The 20,087-nt window shown below is 38.3% G+C and carries 15 protein-coding genes and 1 pseudogene; 12 read left to right on the top strand and 4 right to left on the bottom strand.

Annotated elements, in window-relative coordinates; all coding sequences use genetic code 11:
• From IGK96_RS13225 to IGK96_RS13195, 7 genes and pseudogenes are all read left to right on the top strand, one after another.
• The gene (locus IGK96_RS13225) at window positions 1-2,196 is read left to right on the top strand and encodes a CD3337/EF1877 family mobilome membrane protein (RefSeq protein WP_438756249.1); all 2,196 of its coding nucleotides are present in this window, start codon (window positions 1-3) and stop codon (window positions 2,194-2,196) included.
• Between the two features lie 3 nt (window positions 2,197-2,199).
• Complete coding sequence (locus IGK96_RS13220) at window positions 2,200-3,234, top strand: lysozyme family protein (protein ID WP_438756247.1); 1,035 nt, start codon at window positions 2,200-2,202, stop codon at window positions 3,232-3,234.
• Window positions 3,235-3,257: 23 nt separating this feature from the next.
• Window positions 3,258-4,172, top strand: coding sequence for a conjugal transfer protein (locus IGK96_RS13215; protein ID WP_438756245.1), 915 nt, complete (start codon window positions 3,258-3,260; stop codon window positions 4,170-4,172).
• Window position 4,173: 1 nt separating this feature from the next.
• Window positions 4,174-4,740, top strand: a complete 567-nt coding sequence (locus tag IGK96_RS13210; protein WP_438756243.1) for a hypothetical protein — start codon at window positions 4,174-4,176, stop codon at window positions 4,738-4,740.
• Window positions 4,741-4,835: 95 nt separating this feature from the next.
• Complete coding sequence (locus IGK96_RS13205) at window positions 4,836-5,252, top strand: hypothetical protein (protein WP_438756241.1); 417 nt, start codon at window positions 4,836-4,838, stop codon at window positions 5,250-5,252.
• A gap of 69 nt (window positions 5,253-5,321) precedes the next feature.
• Window positions 5,322-6,251 (top strand): IS30 family transposase, encoded by a 930-nt coding sequence (locus tag IGK96_RS13200; RefSeq protein WP_202570896.1) that lies wholly within the window; start codon window positions 5,322-5,324, stop codon window positions 6,249-6,251.
• A 172-nt stretch (window positions 6,252-6,423) separates the two neighbouring features.
• A pseudogene (locus IGK96_RS13195) lies at window positions 6,424-6,780 on the top strand (dihydropteroate synthase); the annotation flags it as partial.
• Between the two features lie 910 nt (window positions 6,781-7,690).
• On the opposite strand, the gene IGK96_RS13190 reads toward IGK96_RS13195, so the two are convergent.
• The 4 genes from IGK96_RS13190 to IGK96_RS13175 form a co-directional block, all read right to left on the bottom strand.
• Window positions 7,691-8,677, bottom strand: a complete 987-nt coding sequence (locus IGK96_RS13190; RefSeq protein ID WP_010713672.1) for a polyprenyl synthetase family protein — start codon at window positions 8,675-8,677, stop codon at window positions 7,691-7,693.
• A gap of 37 nt (window positions 8,678-8,714) precedes the next feature.
• On the bottom strand, window positions 8,715-9,272 hold the full coding sequence (locus IGK96_RS13185) for a Gx transporter family protein (protein ID WP_113851326.1): 558 nt from the start codon (window positions 9,270-9,272) through the stop codon (window positions 8,715-8,717).
• A gap of 11 nt (window positions 9,273-9,283) precedes the next feature.
• Window positions 9,284-9,706 carry a NusG domain II-containing protein gene (locus IGK96_RS13180; RefSeq protein ID WP_438756238.1) on the bottom strand — a complete coding sequence of 141 codons (423 nt, stop codon included), beginning with the start codon at window positions 9,704-9,706 and terminating at the stop codon, window positions 9,284-9,286.
• Between the two features lie 217 nt (window positions 9,707-9,923).
• Window positions 9,924-11,870, bottom strand: coding sequence for an NAD(P)/FAD-dependent oxidoreductase (locus IGK96_RS13175; protein ID WP_002354747.1), 1,947 nt, complete (start codon window positions 11,868-11,870; stop codon window positions 9,924-9,926).
• A gap of 277 nt (window positions 11,871-12,147) precedes the next feature.
• Here IGK96_RS13175 and pplA point away from each other — a divergent pair, with 277 nt between their 5' ends.
• The 5 genes from pplA to IGK96_RS13150 all read left to right on the top strand — a co-directional run bounded on the left by pplA (window position 12,148) and on the right by IGK96_RS13150 (window position 19,998).
• Complete coding sequence (gene pplA / locus IGK96_RS13170; protein ID WP_002367507.1) at window positions 12,148-13,077, top strand: extracellular electron transfer flavoprotein PplA; 930 nt, start codon at window positions 12,148-12,150, stop codon at window positions 13,075-13,077.
• Between the two features lie 254 nt (window positions 13,078-13,331).
• Window positions 13,332-14,399, top strand: coding sequence for an FAD:protein FMN transferase (locus IGK96_RS13165; protein ID WP_002354751.1), 1,068 nt, complete (start codon window positions 13,332-13,334; stop codon window positions 14,397-14,399).
• A gap of 13 nt (window positions 14,400-14,412) precedes the next feature.
• Window positions 14,413-15,360 carry a 1,4-dihydroxy-2-naphthoate polyprenyltransferase gene (gene menA, locus IGK96_RS13160; protein WP_002358958.1) on the top strand — a complete coding sequence of 316 codons (948 nt, stop codon included), beginning with the start codon at window positions 14,413-14,415 and terminating at the stop codon, window positions 15,358-15,360.
• Between the two features lie 386 nt (window positions 15,361-15,746).
• Complete coding sequence (locus IGK96_RS13155; RefSeq protein ID WP_010776206.1) at window positions 15,747-16,109, top strand: LPXTG cell wall anchor domain-containing protein; 363 nt, start codon at window positions 15,747-15,749, stop codon at window positions 16,107-16,109.
• On the top strand, window positions 16,096-19,998 hold the full coding sequence (locus IGK96_RS13150; RefSeq protein WP_113821080.1) for a WxL domain-containing protein: 3,903 nt from the start codon (window positions 16,096-16,098) through the stop codon (window positions 19,996-19,998). The genes IGK96_RS13155 and IGK96_RS13150 overlap by 14 nt, the downstream gene beginning before the upstream one ends.
• The last annotated feature ends 89 nt before the right edge of the window (window positions 19,999-20,087 follow it).

Raw genomic sequence — 20,087 nt, 5'->3', positions numbered from 1 at the left:
ATGAAAAATAAAATACGATGGGGCAGTCTATTTGTACTGCTCTTTTTTCTTTGTTTTGCTTGTGCGCCTTCGGTTGCTCATGCGACTGGTTGGGTAGGTGAAACAATAGGAAAAGGCGAAACATTGTTTAATTTTCAAAAATATCCACTTGAAAATTATTCATTGGATTTTTATATCGATACTTCTTGGAATTGGTTGCCTTGGAAATGGGGCGAGGGTATCGGTGATGCAGTAATTTATGCCATTTACGCAATAACAAATGGTTTTTGGTTATTGAATGTATATGTTTGTTATTTCCTAGGTTATGTCGTTCAAGAAGCGTTTGATTTAGATTTTATTACTGATTTAGTTTCTAGCATGGCGACGAATATTCAAGCTATTGCAGGGATTGATTCTAGTGGTTTAAGAGCTACTGGTTTGTTTCCGATGTTAGGTAAATGGGCAATTTTATTTATAGGTTGTTATATTGCTTATTTAGCAGGAATTAAACATCAAGTAACAAAAGCAATTCGACAAGCGGTTATTTTATTTGCGACATTTACAATTACAGGTGTCTTTTTAATGAATGTGAACACGTATTTAACAGATGTAAATAATGCACAAAAAGATATGAATAATGAAATGTTGCAGATTGCAAAAACGATTATACCGAATGCTTCTAGTGGTTCGATTGTAGACGCCCCGGGAGTTCCTAGCGTGGACGAACAGAAAACGCATAGTGCAACGAATGCGATTCGAGAAAATTTATTTGAATTACAAATTGCGACACCATGGCGTGTTTTACAATTTGGCGATGATAGTTTAGATGAAATTGGTAAGGATAGAGTAGAGAATATTCTTTCATTACCAGCACTTGAAGATAATGGAAGACAAGAAAAAGTTGAAAAAGAAGTAAATAAATTAAAAAATATGAATATGTCGGCTCAAGGTGTATTTACTCGTTTCGGCATGACATTATTAACAATAGCAGGAAATTTAGTGATTAGTTTTTCTGTAATTGTTTTAACTATTACGATGATTACTTCTCAAATTATGTTCTTGCTGTATATGGCATTTCTTCCTGTAGCGATGGTTTTTGCGTTATTCCCAAATACGCAACGCGTATTGTTTAAAGCCTTACAAAAAGTCGCCTCAGCATTAATGACCAAAATGGGCATTACACTTATTTTGGCAGTTGTTTTTTCTTTAAGTCATTCTTTTTACACGTTGTCAAAAGACAAAGGGTTCATTTGGATTATGTTTTTACAAATAGCCGTTTGGTTAACTGCGACAAATAAAGTCAATGAATTATTATCCTTTATGCACTTAGGCGGAGCAGAAACAAGTCAAGGGGCTCGTTTTGGTCGAATGGCTAGAAATTTAATGGTTGCAGGAGTAGCTGGAAATGTATTAAAACGTTCATTACCGAAAGGCAAAGAACAAAAAACAGTAGATACAAAAGGGACTTCTGGAACGAATACGAATATTTACCCGAAACGACAACCTGTTTCAAAACGTTTAGGAGAGAAAATTTCAACGGTTCAAAATATACCGAGAAATTTTGCGGAAAAAGTCGATACAGTAAAAGATTCTGTTAAAAATGCACCAACGAATGCAAAATATAAAGCGCACGAAATGCGTAAAAATTATGAAGATGGACGTTTAGGAACAGAATTGAAAAACAGTACAGAACGTTCAAAACGTGCAGAAGCTCGGGCTTTAGAACATCAACGGAAAATTGACGCATTAAGACATGCGGAGGCGCAAAAGAAAGAACGTGTACGTGCTGATTTAGCAGCCACTACGCCACAGCATTTTGATAAGTCTAAATTACCGAAAGAGCAAAGTGTATTGCGTGCGACAACTAGTCAAGCAGATGGCAAACGTCGGGTAACTGTTCCTCAAGCAAAAGCTTCGTTTAATGATACAAAGGTTGTTCCTAATGAGAAATTGTTAGCGAAACATTCAGAAAATGCAGAATCAAAGGTATCAGATATAAAAGTAAATGCAAAACAAGCGACGGTATCCTTTGATGATAAATTGGCGAAAGACGGGAAACAAAAACGTGTAGTTAAGCAAGTGGATAATTTTAAATCTGAAGAACCATTGCTTAAGAAAAAGCAAATTGTTTCAAGCGATAAAACAAGAACAGTAAATAAAACCTATAAGCAAACACAGACAAAATTGAATCATTCACCTAAAAGAAGGGGGCGATAGAGAATGAAGAAGTATTTTTATTTTCTGTTGGCTTTTTTATTTGGATTAGGATTATTATTTACGGTTATTCTTGGTGGAACGAACAAACAGAAAGCTAATCAGGTTTCAGAAGAAATTGTAACAGTTGGACTGCCAAAAGAGGTATTACAGTATGAGTCAATTGTAAAAGCGGAAGCCGAAAAAAATAAAATTCCTGATAAAGTAAAAGTGTTATTAGCTATTATGGCGGTAGAAACAGGCGGTAAAGGAAATGATGTTATGCAATCAAGCGAAAGTTTAGGATTACCGCCTAATTCTTTACAACCAGTTGAAAGTATTAAGCAAGGAGTAAAATATTTTGCTTCTCTGTTAAGTTCGGCAAAAGCTAAAGGCTGTGATGATGATGTCGCAATTGGTGCATATAATTTTGGCGGTGGCTATATTGATTATGTAGCAAAGAATGGAAAAAAGCATTCATTAGCAGTTGCGGAAAAATTCTCACGTGATGTTGTAGCACCAAGCTTAGGAAATACAACGGGTCAAAAATATTATTATGGAAATGCGATTGCAAATAATCACGGAAATTACCTCTATTTGAATGGAGGTAATTTTTTCTATGTTGATTTAGTGAAACAGTATTTAGGTAGTTCTGGTGGCTCAATTGCTGTTTTAGAGAATGCTTTGGGACAATCTGTGTACAATGGACAGTGTTATGGCATGACGGCATATTATGTAGATAAATTAGGTGGTCCACAGATGATGGGTTCAGGTTTTATGAATGCTAGTGACATTGGAACGGATTATGATTGGGCAAGTTATGGTTGGAAAGTTATACTCAATCCTAAATATGAGGATTTAAAAGCAGGCGATGTTATCAATTATGGTCAAGGTGGCGTTGCTACTAGTATTTATGGTCATACGGGCGTTATTGCTAGTGTTGATGGAAATGGTAAGTATACCAATTACGAACAAAATGCAGAAAAAGGACAAATTGTAGCAAAATATATTCGACAATGGAAAAAAGACTTTCCAATAACTACAAGTATTGTACGTAAATAAGAAATGAAAAGGAGCATATTTTTATGAAGTTAAAGCGAAAAAAAGCACAATCGAAAAATCAAGAAGAAGTAAAAAAAGTTGGGAAGAAGAAAAAAGTTACTAGAGTTTCAAGAGTTTCTCGTGGGATTGTTTATAGTGGTTGGAGTGTTCTATTATTTAGTATAGGATTCGGTGTATATAATAATGTCACAGCTGTTTCAACGCATACGGTACACGAAAGAGAAGTCGTAAAGGAACAGTTAAAAGATACAACTGGGTTACAAAGTTATGCGAAAAATTTTGCAAAGCTTTATTTTACTGTTTCGCCAACGAGTAATGATCAGCAGAAAAGACGTGAAGCATTAGATAGTTATTTAGCTGAAAATGTGGCTGTTTCTACTGCTCTTTATAAAGAGGTAAAAGAAAAAGTAACAGTAGATAGTGTTGAAGTTTGGGAAGTAAAACCTGTAAAAAATGAAAAAAATATCTATAGTGTGTTATTGAAAGTTGGTCTTACAATGGGGAAAAAATCAGTAACTCGTGCATATTCGGTAGATATTTATGTGAAAGATAATTTGTTTGCGGTAGTGAAATTACCAACTTTAGCGACATTGCCTAGTAAAGCAGTGATAGAAGAAACACCAGTCGAGCAAGGAAATTCAATTGACGCTACCACTCGTGAAGCAGTAGAAGGCTTTTTAGATACTTTTTTCAGTGTGTATCCAAAAGCAGATGAAAAAGAATTGATTTATTATGGTAAAAACTTAACTCCTGTAGAAAGCAACTTGACATTTTTAGAAATTACGAATAGTCAAATTTCAGAAGATAAAAATGGTATTTATGTCCGTTGTATCGTAACGTATCGAGATAATGATACAAAATTATTGTTGGAAATGCCGTATAAACTAACATTAGAAAAAGTTTCAAACGAAAAATTTGCAATTAAGGAGATACGCTAAAATGATGAAAAAAATAATTTTATTGTCGCTTGTTTCTCTTGTAGCATTAAGTGGTTGTGCAAATTCTACTAAAGAGGAAGCAACGATTAAGAAGCAAGAAAGACAAATTGAAACATTAAAACATGAAAAGAAAGAATTGGAAATGTTGTTGAAGAATGAAAAAGAAAAGAAGATTGAACCTGCTACTTCTACAGAAGAAACTGTTTCTCCAGAAGCTGAAAATGAAGTGTTTGAAAATCTATTTCATTCTTTTATTAAAGCAGAATTTGCACGTGATGAAGGAAAATTAAAAGAGCTAACTACTGCAAAACTTTATACAATATTGGTGGATAAAGCAGGTGAGAAAGATTCAAGCTTTAAAGTTACCAATACAGTAAAATTTTCTAAATTATATCAAGTAGAACAAGTAAATGATAATGAAGTGAACATTGTGGGAAGGATTCAAATTGAAACAAAAGTTGGAGATTATGCGCCAAATCGTTATGAACAGTTAGTTGAATGTGTGGCGTTAAAAGATTCTTCTGGTAATTATCAAATAGATTCACAAACATTAACTAATTTAGCATAAGTGAAAATATGTCCTTGAAAAATATTTTAAGGACATTGTACATAATCTTGTTTTTTGGTAAAATATAAAAAAAGTTACAAGGAGCAAGGGAAATAATGAAGAAAAGAAAAGTAATCTATTTAATGTTGATATTAATTGTAACGTTTGTTTCTGGTTGTTCGTCAAATAAAAAATATTCGGAAGCAGTAGATAGAGCTTTTGAAGCAAATAAACAGTTGAATGAAGAGTCTAATTATCAAGGAGCAAAACATTTTTTTGAAAGAGATAAAAGTAATGTAATGGTTTGGGAAGATAAGAATAATTATTATGTTTATATGCGACAAAATTTTTCTGATGATGTTTATGGAGAATCGGTTGAAGGTGATGGCTACAAGATTAGTAAAAATAGTAATAGATGGGATTCTTCGCCGAAAAGTCGAGCTAAAATTATGGGATTTTTAGAAGATAACGAAAAACCTGTTTTTGAAGAAAAAAATGTAGAATTAGTATCAGATGATTATGATATGCAATAAATTAAAATACTCCCTTGCGTACTATTTAAGTAACTTTACTTTAAATATACGGAAAGGAGTATTTTTTTATTGAATTATTCACATTTTTCAATAGAAGAACGAGCATGTATAGCTTTTTATTTATCGGAGGGATTATCTAAAAATAAAATAGCGGAAATGTTAGGCAGAAATTCTTCCTCTGTGTACCGAGAAATACAAAGAAATTCAAATGAAGAAGGTGTTTACGACCCGTCACTTGCGCAAGTAAAAGCGGAAAGTAGGCAAAGCGCACGAAAAAATCATATTAGATTTACATCTGAAATAAGAGAAAAAGTAGAAAAAGGGTTACTGAAAGAATGGTCACCTGAACAGATTGTTGGGCATTATAGAGATAAAGGGGAAGAAATGGTATGTCATAAAACCATTTATCGAAAAATACGGTCAGGTGAATTATTTAATGGTGATCTTTCTTGTTTACGTAAAAAAGGAAAAAAGTATAAACGGCGAACAGACGTTAATCGTATGAAAGGCGGGAAAAGTATACATGATAGACCAAAAGAAGCGGACGAACGTTGTCGTGTTGGCGACTGGGAATTAGATACAGTTGTTGGGAAAAAGGGTACAAAAAGTTGCTTGTTAACAATTGTAGATAGAAAAAGTCGTTATTTGTTAGCAAAATTATTACCAGATAGAACAGCAAAAAGAGTATCTAAGGCGATTTGTTCGTTATTGAAAAATAAAGTGGTACATACGTTAACAGCTGATAATGGAAAAGAATTTTCGGATTATCAATATGTAGAAGAGAAATTAAATATAGATGTATTTTTCGCAGACCCTTACGCTTCTTGGCAAAGAGGAACGAATGAAAATACGAATGGATTATTAAGAGAATATGTGCCAAAAGGAACAGACATAGGCGAATTTACAGAAAGTCAAATTCAAGAATTTGTTTATAAAATTAATACACGACCTAGGAAAGTTTTAGGATATAAAACAGCAAAAGAAGTTTACTTATGTTAAAAATTGTAACTGAATATTTTTTTGAGAGGTTGAAAAAAATTTTAAAAACGCCAACCTCTGTTTAAGTGTTGTCAAAAATAGTAAAAATGTTGATTTACTGCTGTTTTTTGTTCTTTTTTACAAGGAAAATTTTTTTTAAATTTTTTTCTGTTTTTTTATTGACAATTTGCCAGAGTTGCACCAATTTTATACAGAAAAAATTGAACAATGCCAAAAATATGGGCTTTCCTTAGAAAAAATTTGTTTCGATCCAGGGATTGGCTTTCATAAAACTGTCGCAGAAAACCTTCAACTGTTAAAAGATCCTAACGCCTTTCGCTACCAAGATTATCCGTTACTATACGGCGTTTCTCGCAAACGAACCATCGGCGCTTTAACGAACGAACCAGAACCAGCCAACCGTGATTTTGGCTCAGCCGCTGCTTCCTTGTATGCAGCACAACAAGGCGTAGAAATTTTACGTGTTCATAATGTCCAAGGCTTAAAACAAACATTTGATGTCTGGCGAGCATTGTCGGAGAAGGAGTAAGGGCGGAGCAATAGACTAAACAGACCGACCATCAAAAAAGATGGTCGGTCTGTTTAGTCTAAAAAATTTTAGTTGGCTGAATCGTTTTATCCCAGTAAACGGTGCGCGATTTTTATTACAAAAGAAAGCGGCTGTTGAATAATCAGGAAAGTAAGCGTATTCTAGGAAGGTACAAATGTGTTATACTACACAAGTAGAAAGTTTATGACGGTGGCAATTTCTCAAAAAAGGGGGATTGCCAATGTTTTTGCTTGTTTGCTCTTTCCCTAGAAAGGAATAGTAGTGACTGTCTTTGAAGCATTGATGCTTGCGATTGCTTTCGCAACATTAATTGTCAAAATCAGTAATAAAAACGACAAAAAATAAACCCGTCATAACTTTTAGCGAAGATTGACGGGTTTATTTATCCACAATTAAAGCTACCGTCTTAAACGGTCTACCCGAGAGCGTATGTCTAGTACGCTCTCTTCGTGTTTATTATAGCAAGTTGAAACGGAAAAGTCGAATAGTAAATAAAAAAGTAAGCGTATTCTAGGAAGGCATAAATGTGTTATACTACACAAGTAGGAAGTTTATGACGGTGGCAATTTCTCAAAAAAAGGGGGACTGCCAATGTTTTTGCTTGTTTGCTCTTTCCCTAGAAAGGAATAGTAGTGACTGTCTTTGAAGCATTGATGCTTGCGATCGCTTTCGCAACATTAATTGTCAAAATCAGTAATAAAAACGACAAAAAATAAACCCGTCATAATCTTTAGCCAGGATTAACGGGTTTATTTCCTAATTAATTCAGCTACCGTCTTAAACGGTCTACCAGAGAGCGTATGTCTAGTACGCTCTCTTCGTTTTTATTATACCAAGGTATCACCTAAAAAGCTAGCCGCTAAATCCTCAATAGGATCCAGCGGCTTTTTTAATTTTCTCTTGTCAAAATCGTTTGTGTAATTTCATACAATTGTTCTTTCGCTTGGGCCTTTGTTTCAGGAAGTTTGCTGATTTCTTTCAGCGCTTTTTCTGTGTAATGAGTGGCTAATTGTTGGGCCTTTTCTACGCCACCTAGTTCATGGACAAGACGATAAATTTCCTGTGTTTCTTCATCGGTCAAGGCTTCTTTTTTCATTAAAAGTGGCAACAAAACTTCAGGATTGGCTTCAAGTGCATAAATCAAGGGCAAAGAATACACGCCTTGACGTACGTCTTCTAAGACGGGTTTGCCGATAGCATCGGCAGTTTGCGTATAGTCCAAAATATCATCAATAATTTGAAAAGCCAGTCCGATGTTTTCGCCGATTTCACCACAACGTTTGGCAAAACGTTGGGAGGTGCCACTTTCATAGGCACCGACAAAACAACTTAGCGCAAACAGTTCCGCAGTTTTCCCGGAAATATTTTTTAAATATTGGTCAATCGTTACCTCGAAATTATAGCGATTGTCCATTTGACCAAGCTCACCAGTCAGGACTTTTTCCATACTGCGCGAATTTAATTGAATGCTTTTTAATGAAGAAGAATAATCAGATAAGAGCTTGAAACAGCAAACAAAAAGATAATCGCCTGTATACACGGCTGTGCTATTCCCAAAGCGCGAACGCAATGTTGGCAAGCCACGACGCGTATCGGCTTCGTCGACAATATCGTCGTGAACTAACGTGGCGGTATGCAGTAATTCAATGGAAGCCGCTAACGCTGTCGCCTTTTTAGGGTCCCGCTGTTCACCAAAATAAGAGAACAACAGTTGGTAGGCTGGACGTAGCAATTTGCCGCCAGAATGAATCATATCATGGACAGCAGCTTGAATCTCTTGATTATCGATTTGAACCGCTTGTTCCATCAAGCGAAGAGTAGTTGTTAATTCTTTTGATAACGTAGGATAGGTATTCCACATAGGATGTATATTCATAAGATGACTCCTTTAATTGTGGCGGACAGGTTTTCAATTAGAAAAATTGACTCCACTTATGTTTCGTTGTTTGTTCATAATTCAGTTGGAATTTTCGTAACGTCTGGATATGTTGTAGTAAATAATTAGCGGCAATCCCAATGGCAATCCCTGAGAGTAACCCAAACAGAGATAAAAATGGTAAGTACAGCATCGGCGCCCACGAATGAGCAAAGAAAGAGGTCGTTAGCAACTGACCAACGTTGTGTAAGAAACCACCAACGGCACTAATCCCGATAATGCTGACCCGTTTTGGCCCCAGCTGCTTGACAAGCAACATGCCGAAATAACTTAATAAGGCACCACTGGCACTATAGAAAAAGGTCGAAAGTGTACCGCCCAGTAATGTCGTTAAAATCAAACGTAAACAGACTAGGAAAAAACTATCACGCTTACGCATGGTGAAAATCGCAATAATAGTAATTAAATTTGCTAGACCGAGCTTTGCCCCAGGAGCAAATGCGAAAGGGTAAGGAATCATATTTTCGATTAAACCAATAATGACCCCTTGGGCAACGAGCATAGCAATATAAATATTCTTGTGTAATTTGCTCATAGTTGTCGTGCTTAATAAATTAAGCTACCGTCTTCACTCCCATCAGAAGCTTCCACGGTGATAAACAAATTGTGGGGTAGACAGGCAATCGGGGTTTCACCAGGTTTGGAAATCCAGCCTCGCCGAACATCCACTAAGTCAGCACAGTTGGCTTCCTTCACGCGGATACGATCACCATCTACTTCAATCAGGTTGTAATCACCGTCTTTTGCTTCGTATTTATATGTATAATGCGGGCCGTCCTTTTTTAAGTCAAAGACTTTGATTACTTTGTTGTCTACTTTCAAGACTACTTGATACGTAGCCGCTTCTTGACCACGGTTTTGCATGGCAAAAACAACAAGGGGCAGAAAAGAACCAAGAACTAAAACAGCAATAATAATAACGTCCCATGTTTTCAAGCGACTTTTCTTAATGAATTCTTTGATCGTCATTTTCTTCTCTCTCCTTTGGTGTTTTTTTCTTGTCTATCATAACATAATGAACGGAAAAGAAGTATTCTTTTCCAGTTGAGCCACCATATTATATAAAAGAAAATATGTGGGACAAAAGTCATGCTTGACTGCTGTCCCACATACTAAATCCTATGATAGTCAGCTGGAGACATGTGTCTCAGCTTTTGCTCGTAGTTGTCAATCGATTATCGATTGCTTACTTACCGCCGTATCTAGCTTTCGGGGTACCATACCACGCTTTACCAAGTTTGCGTTGAATCCATGGAATTACCCAGCGGTCTAAACCGACAGCACGGCCTGAACCGTTCATCAAAGCAAAAGCGACAAAGATAAACCAGATATTTACCCAATAGAACATGCCAGATAAACAGAAGGCAATTGTTAAACCAATTGTAGCAGCACTTGATAACCAAGTGAATAAACCAGCAATCAATGCTAAAGCAATACATACTTCAACGATTGTCATGAATTTTTGCATGAACAAAGCAACTTCTTGGTTTGGCATCATAAATTTCATTACGCTTTCGAACCATTTAGGCATGTGATCAAACACTTGCATTGGTGTTTCGCCGTAAGCGTAGCTTAAACCAAAGTGCGCTGCTTGTGTTGCCGCATCGGCACCACCGCTTGCCGCCGCATCCGCCGCACCACTTGCAGCAGTTGTTGCTGTTTCAGTTGCTTGAGAAGCACCTGTTGTTACTTGTTCTTGTAACCAAGGGAATGGGAAAACGACTTTATCTGTGAACCAAGAACCATCACCAAACCAAGTGCTTGGTTTCAAGTAATCGCCGTTGCCGACAATTTTCTTCATTGATTCGACTAACCAAACCATACCATAGAAGACACGTAGCGGAACACTCCACAAGACATTGCCGTAACGAGACGTATGTCCGCGAGCAACAGAACGATCATCTTTAATATGGAAGATTTCGTGCATAATGTATTGGAACATGTAGTAACCAGAACGAATATCAAAGAAGTATTTCAAGTTAACGATATGTTTCATAATGATGGCTAAGAAACCACTCAAATGAATTTTATCGAATAAGTTGGCAACGCCCCATTTCGCGCCGATGGAAACCATGAATCCTTGGTAGTTTCCTTTAAAGGCATGTTTTTCGCCGCCTTTAATATCTGCAACGATGTTGGCAGCCGCAGTATGACCTGTTTGTTCAGCTGCTTGAACGATTTGAGGAGTTGGTGTGTTTGGTGTTTCTTCGTAATAAACCAAGTCACCAATGATATAAATGTTTTTGTCTTCGTAACCTTTTGCTTGCATGTATTCATTCGCAACTAAACGACTACCACGTGCTGCTTCTAAACCAAAGTCAGCGGCATCAGAAGTTGCTTTCACACCAGCTGTCCAGATTAACGTATGCGTTGGTACTTCAGAACCATCTTTTAATTTAATGTGATCTGCTGCAACTTCAACGATTGGTGAGTTCAATAATAATTGAACATTTTTCTTTTCTAGATAACGTTCTGCTTTGGCAGCATCGTTACGAGATAACATGTTTAAGATGGTTGGCATTGCTTCAACAACCATTAATGTAATTTCGTCTGGATCAATTTTGGCATCTTTCGCTAAACGATCTTTCCAGTCGATTAATTCGCCGACCATTTCGATCCCAGTAAAACCAGAACCACAGACAACGAATGTTAACATTGCTTTGCGTACTTCAGCATCTGGTTCGATGGCTGCTTTAGCAACGGTTGCTTCAATGTGATGACGAATTTTCACTGCATCATCAAATGACCATAAGGTGAAACCATTTTCTTTCACGCCTGGTGTTCCAAAGTCGTTTGGTTCGCCACCCATACCCAGAATTAACTGGTCAAATGGATAAGAACCTGCTAAAGTTTTCACAACTTTGTTTTCTTTGTCGATCCCAGTAACAGTATCTGTTACCAATTTTACGTTTTTCTTGCGTGAGAACAAACGTTGTAAGTCGTATTGAATTGCTTCTGGTTCAACACGTCCGCCTGCTACTTCATGCAATTCGGTCATCATAGTGTGGTAAGAATGGCGATCAATCAATGTGATTGTTACGTCCGTATCTTTTTTAAATTTCTTTGCTAGAAATTTAGTAGCTGAAACGCCAGCATACCCAGCACCTACAACGACAATATTTTGCTTTGTCATTGACAATCCGCTCCTTAATATTGTAAGTAGTAAAATAGTGATAATGATTAATAAGTACACAATCGACTAACATTATATAAGTATTTCACGAATTTGTCTAATATAAATTTTAATTGTCAACAAATTTACTCCAACGATGAGTTTTTGATGAAAAAAAGACCGAAATGTAAATATTTTTAGGGGATGGTCTTGACAACGTTTTTAAAACCATTATAATGTGTAATGTATCACAAACTTTTAATGTTTGTGAAAATCATGAAAGAAAAGGTGACTATCAATGAAAGTGAATAAATTTGTTAAAGGTTTTGCGGCAATTGCATTATTTAGTTTAGTATTAGCAGGCTGTGGCGCAGACAAGAAAGACAACACAACGAACTCTTCTAGCGCAGCATCTTCAGAAACGAAAAAATCAACTGAATCATCAGCACCAGCGAAAAAAGTTGCCGGTGGCGATTTAAAAGATGGTACGTATAAATTAGAAGAAAAAAATGAAAAAAATGGTTACCGTGCAGTCTTTGAAATGACTGTAAAAGACGGCAAAATCACTGAATCTAAATATGACAACATCAATGCTGACGGCAAATCTAAAACAGAAGACACTAAGTATGAAGAAAGCATGAAAGCAAAATCTGGTGTTGGACCAAAAGAATACATCAAACAATTAAACGATTCTTTTGTTAAAGCACAAAGCGCAAGCGGTGTGGAAGTAGTAACTGGTGCGACTCATTCATCTGAATCATTCCAAAACTACGCACAACAATTAATCCAAGCAGCACAAGCTGGTAACACAGACACAATCGAAATCGACAATGGGGCAACATTGAAAGATGGTACGTACTCATTGAAAGAAAAAAATGACTCAAACGGCTACCACACAACATTCTCAATGACTGTGAAAGATGGTAAAGTGACTGAATCTAACTACGATAACGTGAACGCTGACGGTAAATCTAAAAAAGATGACACTGAATACGAAAGCAAAATGAAAGACGTTACTGGCGTTGGACCAAAAGAATATATCGAAACATTAAACAAAGAATTTGTTAAAGCAATGGGCGAAGAAGACGGCTCACCTGCAGGTGTTGAAGTGGTAACTGGTGCAACACACAGCACACATTCATTCATCAACTACGCACAACAATTAGTGAACGCTGCTGAAAAAGGCGACACAACTGAAATCGTTGTTGACAACATCGTAACAAAATAAGTAATAATAAATGAATCGTGAAGTAGTTCCTGAAACGCTTTTCAGCAATTACTTGACACCATTGAGGGGTTGGGAAAAAGTCGGTTGGCTGACTTTCCCGCCCCTTTTTCTTCGCTAGTTCTGTCCATCATTTCACAAATTTTTTCACAGAAATTTGTGAATTTCCAAGAGAAAGACTTTTCATTTTTTCCAAAAAAGGCTACTATGCAAGAGAACTTATTTTTTAATTAAAGAAGGAAAGAAGAGGGAATCCTATGAAAAAGAAACTTCTGCTCATGGTGAGTGTTCTAGCAGTGCTGTTTGTGGCAGCTGCTTGTTCCTCAAAACCAGAAGCGAAAATTAATACAGAACCATACTCTGACCGTCAAACAATGCTTGGTACCTACGTTCAAATTCGCATCTACGATGATGGCAAAGAAGACGTCTTACCGAAAGCTTTTGCCCGTGTCAAAGAACTAGGCGATAAAATCACCGTCAACCAACCAGGTTCAGAAATTGATGAAATCAACCAAGAAGCAGGCGTGAAACCAGTCAAAGTCTCAGATGACCTGTATCCTTTGTTGAAAAAAGCCTATGAATACAGCAAAGACTCCCGCGGCGGCTTCGACATGGCAATTGGTCCAATCACCTCTATGTGGCACATTGGCTTCGATGATGCCCGCAAACCAAGCCAAGCCGAAATTGATCAAGCCTTGAAACTTGTCGATTACACGAAAGTCAAATTCAACGACAAAGAGCAAACCGTTTACCTTGAAGAAAAAGGCATGCAATTGGATTTAGGCGCAATTGCCAAAGGCTTCATCACCGACGAAGTCGTGAAAGTCCTCAAAGACAACGGCGTCACCACCGCTATCGTCGATTTAGGCGGGAATGTTTACGTCTTAGGACACAGCCCACGTGGCAAAGACATGGACTGGACAGTTGGGATTCAAGATCCGAATAAAGCCCGCAACACAGTCTTAGGTCAAGTCAAAGAAAGCAACAAAACCTTAGTAACATCAGGAATTTATGAACGCTACTTAAAAGTCGATGGCAAAACGTACCACCATCTCTTCGATCGTGAAACTGGCTATCCGTTTGATAACGACATCGCAGGTGTTACCATTATCACCGACAAATCCATCGATGGTGATGGTCTCTCAACAGCCGTCTTCTCAATGGGCGTCAAAAAAGGACTAGAATATGTCGAAAGTCTGAAAGGAACCGATGCCATTTTCGTCACAAAAGACGACAAAGTCTACATCAGCAAAGATATCGAAGGCAACTTTGAAATCGGCAAAGACTCTGGCTATACGATGGGGAATCGGGCCGATTTGAAATAAGGAGCGACTAAAAATGTCTTTAAATGTGTTTTTAAAAGTAGTGGAAATTCAGACGAAGCTTGCCAGTCTCTTTCCCTTCATTATCGGGGTCTTGTTTTCAATGACCTATTTTGGGGAAGTCCAGTGGGGCAACACGCTGGTTTTCTTCATTGGCATGGTGGTCTTTGATATGGCCACTACCGCCATTAATAATTACATGGACTTCAAAAAAGCCAAATCGGACGTCTACAAATATGAAGAAAATATTATCGGACAATCAGGCGTTTCACCACAACTAGTTCGCAACATGATTTTCGCCATGATTGCCTTCACTGCCGTTGTGGGTGCGTACTTGACGGTTCAAACCGGTTGGCTCTTCCTTGTGTTAGGAGGAATTTGCTGCTTCATCGGGATTTTCTACACGTATGGACCGATTCCGTTATCCCGTATGCCCTTAGGAGAAATTTTCAGTGGCTTCACGATGGGCTTAGGCATCTTCGTCTTAACCGTTTACTTGAATGTCGTCACCAATCCGCCTTTTTACTTAACGGTTGATTTCGCCAGTGGCGCCTTTCGCTTAGACGGCAATCTCTGGGCGGTGCTTGCGATTGTCGTGGCGTCCTTGCCTTTGGTCTGTTCGATTGCTAACATCATGCTCGCCAACAATTTACGGGACTTAGACACGGATATTGAGAACCACCGTTATACATTAGTCTATTATATCGGGCGCCCAGCGGGGATTGTGCTGTTTCAAGTGTTAGCGCTAGCTGGCTATCTGGTGATTTTATTCGGCTTCATTAGTGGCATTTATCAATGGCCAGTGTTAATTACATTTGCTACTCTGCCTGTCATTTGGAAAAATATTCAAACGTTTAAACAAGAATTGCCGCAGCCGAAAAGTTTCCGCCATTCCATTAAGAACTTAATGGTTTTCAATGGCACCTATGCTTTAGGGCTATTAATCAGTGCCTTGCTTGGTTAGAACCTAAAAAAGTGCGAGGAATGCGAAAAAAATCTTGTTTTTTTAAAAAAGAATGCGTCGGAATAATTAAGAAAAGCTCAAAATGTTAGTCTTTAATGCTAACATTTTGAGCTTTTCTCGTTAAAAAGAGTAAAGACTTAAACTTTGAACGCGTGATTTCGAGGGAAAGTAGGCGTAGAACAACATTTTTGTTTATCGATAATTAAATAACGAGCTTGTAAACGTTGTTCTATCAACGTGTTTCAAAAATTTCGCATAGGGTGCGTAAAAATCGTCAACTTCTACAGGGGGTTTCTTTGTTATCATAGAGGTATGAAAAAAAGGTTGTTTGAGCAGTAATTGTACAGAAGCTCAAATCTGTTGTTGATTTAAAAGGAGGTTTTTAAATGAAAAAAAAGCGTTATTTAATGATTGTGTGTCTACTATCTTCTCCTAGTTTCTTTATAAATGTTGAAGCATCTGATGGTGGTTCTAGTTCGGTGGGGATTGAATTTTACCAAAATCCGACAACACCCGCTCCTAAAGATGCCCCGCCGAAAACAGATGCGCCAGCTACTGATCCCAAGGGACCAGCTGGTCCTCCGCAAGGAGATCAACGAAGTGGTGGTTCGACACAGACCACCACAACTGGCTCAACGCTCCCTCGTACAGGGAGCAAGAGTCAGGCAAATCTTAGCATTCTCGGCTTGGTCTTAATTGGCCTTGTCGGAATGGTACATAGAAAGAAGGGACGACATGAAGCAAACTAAGTGGCAACGTCTTGCAGCTATTGGCTTATGTGGTTCTTTGCTAGTGAATGCCTTTTCTGGCGTGACGGCAGTTGCGGAAACCGTTACGATTGAAAGTAGTCCGACCGCTGAAAGTAGCGTCAAGGAAGAAACGCAAGCAAGTAGTGAAACGCAAGAAAAAACGACTGAAACAAGTCGAGAAGAAGTAACACAGGAAACAGAGAAACAAGCAGAAGTGGCGGTAGAAAAGAAGGAAGCACCGCCAGTGAAAGCGGAGCAAAAAGAAGCGGAAACAGCGGCCTCAGAAATTGTTCAACCGAATTTACTACCTATACCCAAAAATGTAATAGGAGTTTCAGGTGGAAATTTAGAAGAAGCGTATCAGCAGCTTTTAGAAATTCAGAAAAATTTTCAAAGGGAAAGCCCTCAAGCTCAGATAATTACACCTAATATAGCAATAGGTGTTAACTTAACATCTTCTGACGGTACCGCCGTCAATATTGATGATTTTGAATTAAATGCTACAATGGGTGAACATACGTCTTATTGGCTTTCAAGTGCTGGAAGATATATAGAGACTGAGTATGCGCCAATAGATATTACTAGTACTAAATATGCAAAAGGTATCCAAATAAATATTCCCTCTAAAGATATGTGGGCAAGATCAGACGCTACCTATGGAAGAGTCCAATACTACTATTATCTGAGAGATATTTCTTTATCAATCCCTAAATACGTATCTACCGTTCAGGTAGGTGAAGAATTGATTAAGAGGCTGGTGAGTGTTGGTAATTTTAGCAACTGGGAATCAACATTAAACATTAAAAAGATAAATCAAGAAACATATCAACTTATAACAAATCCAGGAGCATTTGGATTTGATAATGCTTATTCCGTATTTGGTGCCATAGTCGATCATGGTTCAGAGATACTTGGGAATAGTAGATTTTCAGTTAATTTAGCTGAAAAAAATATAGAATTAGCTATCAATTATAAAAAAGTCACCGAAAACTTCGTGGATGCTACAGGTGCCAAAATCACACCACCAACTGGTTTCACGCAAGGACAACAAACAAGTATTACGAGCAATGACTTCACGTACACCAGTGCCAAAGCCTTGCCAGATACGTACAAGGCAGGCGGCAAGACCTACAAATTCAAAGGCTGGTACAAAGGTACTGACAAAACAGCTCTGAAAACCACGAAAACACCAAGTTATGCCGTCACTTACGATGACCAAGACGACATGACGGCGGTTTATGAAGTGGACACAGGTAAAGATTACAATTTTCCAAGTAAGACTGTGAATTTCCAATTTATCGATGAAGCAGGGACGATTATATCGCCAACGCCGTTTACAATTACAACCGATTTACAACAAGAAATTAATTCCACTTATACGAAGCTTGGATCGATTACTGGGATCAATTCAGGAAATACCAAACGAGTGACGATTCCTGCCAAAACGATTAGAGCAGATGTATCTTTAGGTGGTGTGAATAATTATGGAACAACCAATACAAGAATCACTATTCCAAAATTTTATGAAAATATCTCTGTCTATACAGGAAGTGCTTATACACAAGCTACGTTGAATCGTTATTCAACTGCAGATAATACATTAATCGGTAACCCAACCAGTAATGCGCCATTGTATTACGGACTAAACAAAATGACAACGACACAATTTAAAGTGAGTGAGTATGATTCGACTACTACAATTCCAGAACAATCGGAGTATCTGTATAATCGATTGTATGTATCAGGTGCATCCCGTTTATTTAATTCTTACGTTACGCCAGTAGGGACGATTTACTATCAGTTAACCAATCGCAAGGTCACCGAAAACTTCGTCGATGCCAGCGGTGCCAAAATTACACCACCAACAGGCTTTACCCAAGGCAACAAAGTAGTGATTGATAGTGAGAATTTCACCTACACCAGTGCCAAAGCCTTGCCAGATACCTACACAGTAGGGGACAAAAACTACAAGTTCAAAGGTTGGTACAAAGGCACTGATCAAACCAAAATGAAAACGACGAAAACACCAAGTTATGCCGTCACTTACGATGACAAGGATGACATGACGGCAGTCTATGAAGAAGTGCAAGAAATCACTGTTCACCCAGGATTCTACGCAGAGTTTGTCGATGAACAAGGTCAAGCGTTCACGAATCCACTTACGCTTTCTGGAAACTATACAGAATTTTTCAGAAAAACCGCCACTAGTCCCTTTGAAGCAACAGGTTCGCTTTACCCAATGGTGGGAAGTAAAGAGGCAACCGTTGCTAATCGCTATAAAGTAGAAACAAAGCAAAACGTCTTGATTCCTAATGATTATGAACTTTTTTCTGATCTACCAACAGGTGTTTTAAATAAAGGTTTTGCGTTGAACAACTTTGATATTACGAATGAATTGAAGTATGTTGACAAAGTGGAAGCAACAACGAAAACCATTACGTTGTACGACTACGAGACCATTAGTGACATTGGCACCAACCTTCTATCGGATTCAGCAACGACTAGTTTTACTAGTTTTGAAACAGTGTTTAACAGAGAGACGAACAATACTTTTTCTGTTAAGGCAAGGTGGGGCCAATCAGGACTAACAAGAGATGTCCTTCCTAGTCTATTATTTCTAACTAGTGCAAATTCCCAACCAAGATTATTTGGTTTCGATGGAACTAGCGACTACAAGCAAACGATAAACTATAAAGTCACACGGAAACAAGTCACCGAAAACTTTGTTGATGCCGCGGGTACTAAAATCACGCCACCGACAGGTTTCACGCAAGGGAAACAAACACCAATGACAAGCAACAGCTTCAAGTATACGGCGGCGAGAGCTTTGCCAGCTAGTTATTCAGCTGGTGGCAAAGCCTATACTTTCCAAGGTTGGTACAAAGGTAAAACCAAACCAAACACATTGACAACAAGTACGACGCCAACATATAACACAACCTTTGATGGCAATGACGACATGACGGCAGTGTATAAAGAGGAAGTGGCAAAAGCGAGTGTTACTTTAACACGCACTACAGCTGAAACAGTGACTAGCGGCGGCAACGTCACATGGCGTGCTACGATTACCAATACAAGCCAAGCACCATTAACTACGGCGACCATCAAGAAATCAACGGCTTGGACAACTGGCTTAGCAGCACCAACTGCCATGATCGTTACACCAGTTGGCGGCACGGCGAAAACCGTCCCAGTCACAGCGACTACTTGGACTAATGGCGTTAGCTTAGGGGTTAACATTCCAGTGGGTAAATCTGCCACGGTTCAGTTCACTACCAAAGCGACGGGCACAGCGGGGCAAGTCTTGCGTGCAGGGATTACCACCAGTGGGAATTACAGTGGCATTTCTGCTTCGGCAACTGTTCGTGTGAAAGACAATGATCAGGCGATTGTTACACCAACGGCTGAAGGCTTCATCAGTGTCCCAACTTTCAATTTTGGTCAGATAGGGATTGCAGGAAACACACAACAGCATGGCCTGAAGAAAGCCGCTGATTACTACGGCAACGGTACACGCAATCCCTATCTGCGAATTAAGAAAACTCAACCGAATTGGAGCTTAACGGCACAACTGTCCCAACCAAAATCAGCTACAGACAGCTTGCCAACAGCGACTCGCCTATTATTAGGCACGGCTCCTGTTTCAAGTTTCTCCAATTACAATCAACCAACGGAGTTGAAAAACACGATTGGCACCACGACTGCCATTAACTTAACGGCAAATAACACGGCTACGAACATCGTTGCCAACCAACAATTTACTGGCAGTAATGTCTATCAACTAGACTTCGCATTTGATAATATCAAATTAGAAGTACCAGCTAGTCAAGGCATGACTGGTCAACAATACCAAGCTGCAGTCACGTGGAATTTAGTGACTGGCCCATAAAAATAAAAATGCCCGAGCCTTGAAATAGGAGGCTCGGGCATCTTTTATTGATGGTCTTTTTAGGGGCGTTGTGCTATAATGGTAATGAG

It is taken from the genome of Enterococcus sp. DIV0682, from assembly GCF_051712685.1.
GTDB lineage: Bacteria > Bacillota > Bacilli > Lactobacillales > Enterococcaceae > Enterococcus > Enterococcus faecalis.
The sequence above is the reverse complement of the archived record's forward strand: the minus strand, read 5'-3'. Positions and strand labels throughout refer to the sequence as shown.